The 712-nt window shown below is 67.6% G+C and carries 1 protein-coding gene; it reads right to left on the reverse strand.

The window, feature by feature from the left end; all coding sequences use genetic code 11:
* A partial coding sequence (locus tag IVB32_RS03365; protein WP_247409801.1) for a glycosyl transferase occupies nt 1-712 on the reverse strand: 712 nt, incomplete at both ends.

Below are 712 nucleotides of genomic sequence, written 5' to 3' on the forward strand. Positions count from 1 at the left end.
AGAACCGTCGCAGCACGAATCCGACTGCGACGGCGCCTGCCAGCAGCGCGAGGATCGTGATCGCCGTCGCACCGGCACGAATGGTGACGACAGCAAGCAGCGCAAGCACGAGATTGAGGGCGAAGACCTCGCCAATCACCCGCCGGACCGTGAAACCATTGTCGGTGGCGCGCTGGTAAAAATGCGAGCGATGTGCCGACCAGAATTGCTCGCGCCTGGCGATGCGCCGGAACAGCGTGATGGTGGAATCCACGAGGTAATAGGCCGGCAGCAACAGCGCCGCGGCGGGCTGCCCGCGCCAGGCGAGCTCGAGCAGGCACCAGCCGAGCAAAAGGCCGATCGGCAGGCTGCCAACATCGCCCAGGAAGACTTTTGCGACCGGCTTGTTGAACGGCGCAAAGCCGAGCATGGCGCCGCACAGCGCCGCGGCGATCAGCGCGGCCGGCCACGACAGATCGCCGAGCAGTCCCAGCAGCAGCAGCGCCGCGGTGACCGGCACCACTTCCGCCACCGTCATCAGGTCGAGCCCGTCCATGAAGTTGACGAGGTTCACGAACCACACACCCGCCAGCAGGATCAGTCCGCGCTCCAGCGCGAGCGGCAGCGCCGGCACGATGCGCGCGGTCTCGGGCGTGGTGAACACGACGGCGCCGACGGCTGCGGCCTGCAGCACGAGCCGTACCAGCACCGGCAGCGACTTGATGTCGTCGGC

Origin of the sequence: Bradyrhizobium sp. 23 (genome assembly GCF_023073295.1) — a bacterium.
Taxonomy (GTDB): domain Bacteria; phylum Pseudomonadota; class Alphaproteobacteria; order Rhizobiales; family Xanthobacteraceae; genus Bradyrhizobium; species Bradyrhizobium canariense_D.